Origin of the sequence: Methylocaldum sp. (assembly GCF_039794385.1) — a bacterium.
GTDB lineage: Bacteria > Pseudomonadota > Gammaproteobacteria > Methylococcales > Methylococcaceae > Methylocaldum.
On the sequence record NZ_JBDIVO010000406.1, the window covers coordinates 1 to 3750 of the forward strand.

Below are 3750 nucleotides of genomic sequence, written 5' to 3' on the forward strand. Positions count from 1 at the left end.
CCCCCACCAGTGCGCCCAGCGTGCGGATCATGGCGAGAATCCCGTCCACCGAACGGTGGTTGAACACGTGCACCGTTACGCCCGCCTTGATCAGGTCGCGGGCGATATCCGCCTGCAGATTGGAAAAACCCAGCACCAAATCGGGTTGCAAATCCAAGATCTTGTCGATTTTGGCGCTGGTGAAGGCGGAGACCTTGAGCTTTTCCTTGCGCGCTCGCGGCGGCCGCACGGTAAATCCGGAAATGCCGACGATGCGGTGTTCCTCGCCCAATAAATAGAGCGTCTCCGTGGTTTCCTCGGTCAGGCAGACGATGCGTTCCGGCAGCAGTTTCGGATTCATGACGCAAAAAGAGCCGCCACGGCGGCGGGATTCGATGGAAAGTAAAGATGCAAAAAGGAAGCCATCAAGCGCCTGTCCAGGTAAACGGCTTCGGGCTGGCCGTGGCCCTTCGCGGCAAAGGTGTTGGCGAAGGGCGCGAGATCCACCTCCGCCCGGGCATGATGAAAGGTATGACCGCGCAGGCTACCTTCAGGCAGCTCCAGCCCGTGCAGCCCCAGATTGGCCAGCCGCGTCTGCATGACGGAGCGGCCGGGCAGCAGCCCTGCCATCTCGGCCCGATGCCCTTGGGAATCGGCAAGCGTTTCCAGGAGATACAAAAGGCCCCCGCATTCGGCGAGGATGGGCTTGCCCGCCGAATGGTGGCTGCGCAGCGCTTCCTTCATGGCCCGGTTGGCGGCCAGCCGGTCGAGGTGCAGTTCCGGGTAGCCGCCCGGCAGCCAGACGGCATCGGCTTCGGGCAAAGCGCTATCCGCCAGCGGCGAAAAGAACGCCAGGTTCGCGCCCAGGGCGCGCAAGGTATCGAGATTGGCCGGATAGAGAAAGCAGAAAGCGGCATCGCGCGCCACCGCGATCGTCACGCCTGCCAGCGGGCCGATCGGAACTTCGGATTCGATCGACGAGAACTCCGCCGGCGGCGGCAATTCGGCCAGCGGCGTACCTTCCAGCGCATCGGCCACGGCGTCGATACGGGCTTCGAGGTCGGCGATTTCTTCCGCAGGGTGGAGGCCCAGGTGGCGCTCCGACAACGAGAAATCCGCCTCGCGCAGCAAGGCCCCGCGCCAGACGGCAGGATCGGGCAAGCCGGCGCGCAACAGCTCCGCATGCCCCTCGCTGCCGACCCGGTTGGCCAGCACGCCCGAGAACGGCAGATCCTTGTTAAACGTGGAAAGACCGTGGGCAACGGCGGCGAAGGTCTGGGCCATCGCGGAAGCGTCGATCACCGCCAGGACGGGAATGCCGAACAAAGCCGCGAGATCGGCGCTGGAGGGCGTGCCGTCGTAAAGCCCCATCACGCCTTCGACCAGGATCAGATCGGCATCGCCGGCCGCTTCGTGCAATAGGCGGCGGCAATGAGATTCGCCGCACATCCATAGGTCGAGGTTATAAACCGGCGCGCCGCTTGCCTTCTCCAACACCATCGGGTCGAGGAAGTCGGGCCCGGTCTTGAACACCCGTACCCTTCGGCCCTGGCGGGCGTACAGCCGGGCGAGACCCGCCGTGACGGTGGTCTTGCCCTGGCCCGAGGCGGGCGCGGAGATCAAGAGAGCGGGACAGCGGCTCATGGCTTAGAGGGTGTGTGAGAAGCTACTGCGCGACCCGATGGCGGCGTCGCGCGGTGCTCGAAGTCCTCATGTACCACTCGTACACTCCGGTTTCTGCGCTCCGGGCTCCTTGCCCTCGGGCCGCTCGCTACGCTTCTCACACACCCTCTTAGGCAGCTTCGCGGGTCGGCCCCAGCCGTTCTCGAAAACGGTCTCTTCCGCCGGGCGGCGCGTGTCCCAGCCTACCGTTTCCAGCAAGGGTTCCGGATAGAAGGCGTCCACATGCCCCAGGCAGAGCACCGCCACCGGCCGGGCGCCCTCCGGCAGATTCAGCAATTGGGCCAATTCGTCCGGTTCGAACAGCGAGACCCAGCCCATCCCCAGCCCTTCCGCGCGAGCGGCGAGCCACAGGTTCTGAATGGCGCAGGCGACCGAACACAAATCCATCTCCGGCAGCGTGCGCCGGCCCAGAATATAACGTTCGCGTCCCTCGGTCAGCGCTGCGACCAGCAGTTCGCCGCACTCCAGGATGCCTTCGAGCTTCAGGCGCCGCACCGCTTCCGCCCGCTCGCCGCAGGCCGCGGCGGTCTCTTCGCATTCCGCCCTTACCAAAGCATGGATGGCGCGGCGAAGCGACGGATCGGTGATGCGTATGAATCGCCAGGGCTGCATGTAACCCACGGAGGGAGCGAAGCGAGCGGCTTCGAGCAGCCGCTGCAATACCGCCGGATCGATCGCGCCGGGGCGGAAATGGCGGGTGTCGCGCCGTTCCCGGATGACCCGGTAAATCGCGACACGGTCGTCGTCCGGGTAGCGATGTTCCGTCATTGGTATTCCGTCATTAGAGATCGATGCCGGCTTGCGCCCGCACGCCGGCCCCATAGGCATGCTTGACATCGCGCATCTCGGTCACGGTGTCCGCGGCGTCGATCAGCCCTTGCGGCGCGCCGCGCCCGGTAACCACCACGTGCTGCATGGGCGGGCGCGCAGCAAGATCCATCAGCACCCTCTCGATGTCCAGATAACCGTATTTCAGGGGATAGGTGAGTTCATCCAGAACCACGAGTCCATAACCCGGATCGGTGAGCATGGCGCGGGCTGTTTCCCAGCCCTCGCGGGCGACGGCGGTATCCCGTTCGAGGTCCTGCGTCTCCCAGGTAAAACCCTCGCCCAGCACCCGCCATTCCACGTCCGGTTGCCGCCGGAAGAAGGCCTCTTCCCCGGTATCCGAACGGCCCTTGATGAACTGGCACACGCCCACCTTCATGCCGTGCCCCAGAGCGCGGGCGACCATGCCGAACGCGGAAGAGGACTTGCCCTTGCCGTTGCCGGTGAGGACCAACAGCAGGCCCTTGTCCAGCGTGGCTAGTGCGATGGCGCTGTCGACGACCGCCTTCTTGCGCGCCATCCGCCGGCGGTGGCGTTCCTCTCGCGACGAATCCGACATGGGGGACCTGCGTCAGTGCGCCTGACGTCCGTCGTCTTCAGCGGACCGCCCAGGTCTGGCCAAGCCGAAGGCCAGATGAACCAGGATTGCCGCCGTGATGTACAGCGCAATGCCTTCCAGCGCATGCGGGAAGTATCGGGCCAGCCGTGCGCCGAATTCGGCGAAGCTGGTTTCCTCAAAACGCCCGGAGAAGAAGTAAAAACCGCCGCTGGTCAGGAGTTCGCAGATTGCGGCACCGGTCACCAGAGCCAAGGCCAGCAACGGCAGGGTGGAGAACCGGAAATGGTAACGGCGCGCGTACCAGCGGCCCGCCAGCCACAATGCGGCGTAGGCCGGCAAAAGGAATCCGTAGGCCGGGCTGACGCAGAAATCGCTGACGCCCAACCAAGTAATGGCCACGTAATCGCTGACCACAGCCAGCCCGAGCAAGGCCGGGAAAGCCCAGACCGAGCGCAGATAGAAACCGGCGAGGAAGAAGACCGCCCACGACGCGTCGGGCAAATGAGTGATGCTCGCGAAATGGTGGCTGCGGGTAGCGGCCATGAGTACGGCCAGCCCCAGGGCGATAGACCAAACGTTCTTCGATGTCGTGTCATGCATGTCGGATCTCCATGGTTGTAGTTAGTTGTGCCGGGCGCTCATCCCCGACGAGGATGTCGTAAAAGTCGCTCCCGGAATGTAGGGCGGGTTAGCCCTTCGAC

General features: G+C 64.6%; 5 protein-coding genes. All 5 read right to left on the reverse strand.

Features of this window, described 5'->3' with window-relative positions; translation table 11 throughout:
• Positions 1-340 (reverse strand): ABC transporter substrate-binding protein (locus ABJK70_RS21680; RefSeq protein ID WP_347259102.1); only part of this gene is annotated, 340 nt, incomplete at its 3' end.
• Complete coding sequence (locus ABJK70_RS21685) at positions 337-1623, reverse strand: cobyrinate a,c-diamide synthase (RefSeq protein ID WP_347259103.1); 1287 nt, start codon at positions 1621-1623, stop codon at positions 337-339. The genes ABJK70_RS21685 and ABJK70_RS21680, both read right to left, overlap by 4 nt.
• A 66-nt stretch (positions 1624-1689) precedes the next feature.
• Positions 1690-2430 (reverse strand): 5,6-dimethylbenzimidazole synthase, encoded by a 741-nt coding sequence (gene bluB, locus ABJK70_RS21690; protein ID WP_347259104.1) that lies wholly within the window; start codon positions 2428-2430, stop codon positions 1690-1692.
• A 13-nt stretch (positions 2431-2443) separates the two neighbouring features.
• Positions 2444-3049, reverse strand: coding sequence for a cob(I)yrinic acid a,c-diamide adenosyltransferase (cobO, locus tag ABJK70_RS21695; protein ID WP_077731376.1), 606 nt, complete (start codon positions 3047-3049; stop codon positions 2444-2446).
• Positions 3050-3061: 12 nt separating this feature from the next.
• Positions 3062-3649: a hypothetical protein gene (locus tag ABJK70_RS21700; RefSeq protein ID WP_156881878.1), complete on the reverse strand. Its 588-nt coding sequence runs from the start codon at positions 3647-3649 to the stop codon at positions 3062-3064.
• Positions 3650-3750 lie beyond the last annotated feature (101 nt).

Bases quoted from the DNA above. Each gene is read 5' to 3' on its own strand.
- ABJK70_RS21700 (WP_156881878.1), bottom strand. From the start codon at position 3,649: ATGCATGACACGACATCGAAGAACGTTTGGTCTATCGCCCTGGGGCTG.
- cobO (WP_077731376.1), bottom strand. From the start codon at position 3,049: ATGTCGGATTCGTCGCGAGAGGAACGCCACCGCCGGCGGATGGCGCGC.
- ABJK70_RS21685 (WP_347259103.1), bottom strand. From the start codon at position 1,623: ATGAGCCGCTGTCCCGCTCTCTTGATCTCCGCGCCCGCCTCGGGCCAG.
- bluB (WP_347259104.1), bottom strand. From the start codon at position 2,430: ATGACGGAACATCGCTACCCGGACGACGACCGTGTCGCGATTTACCGG.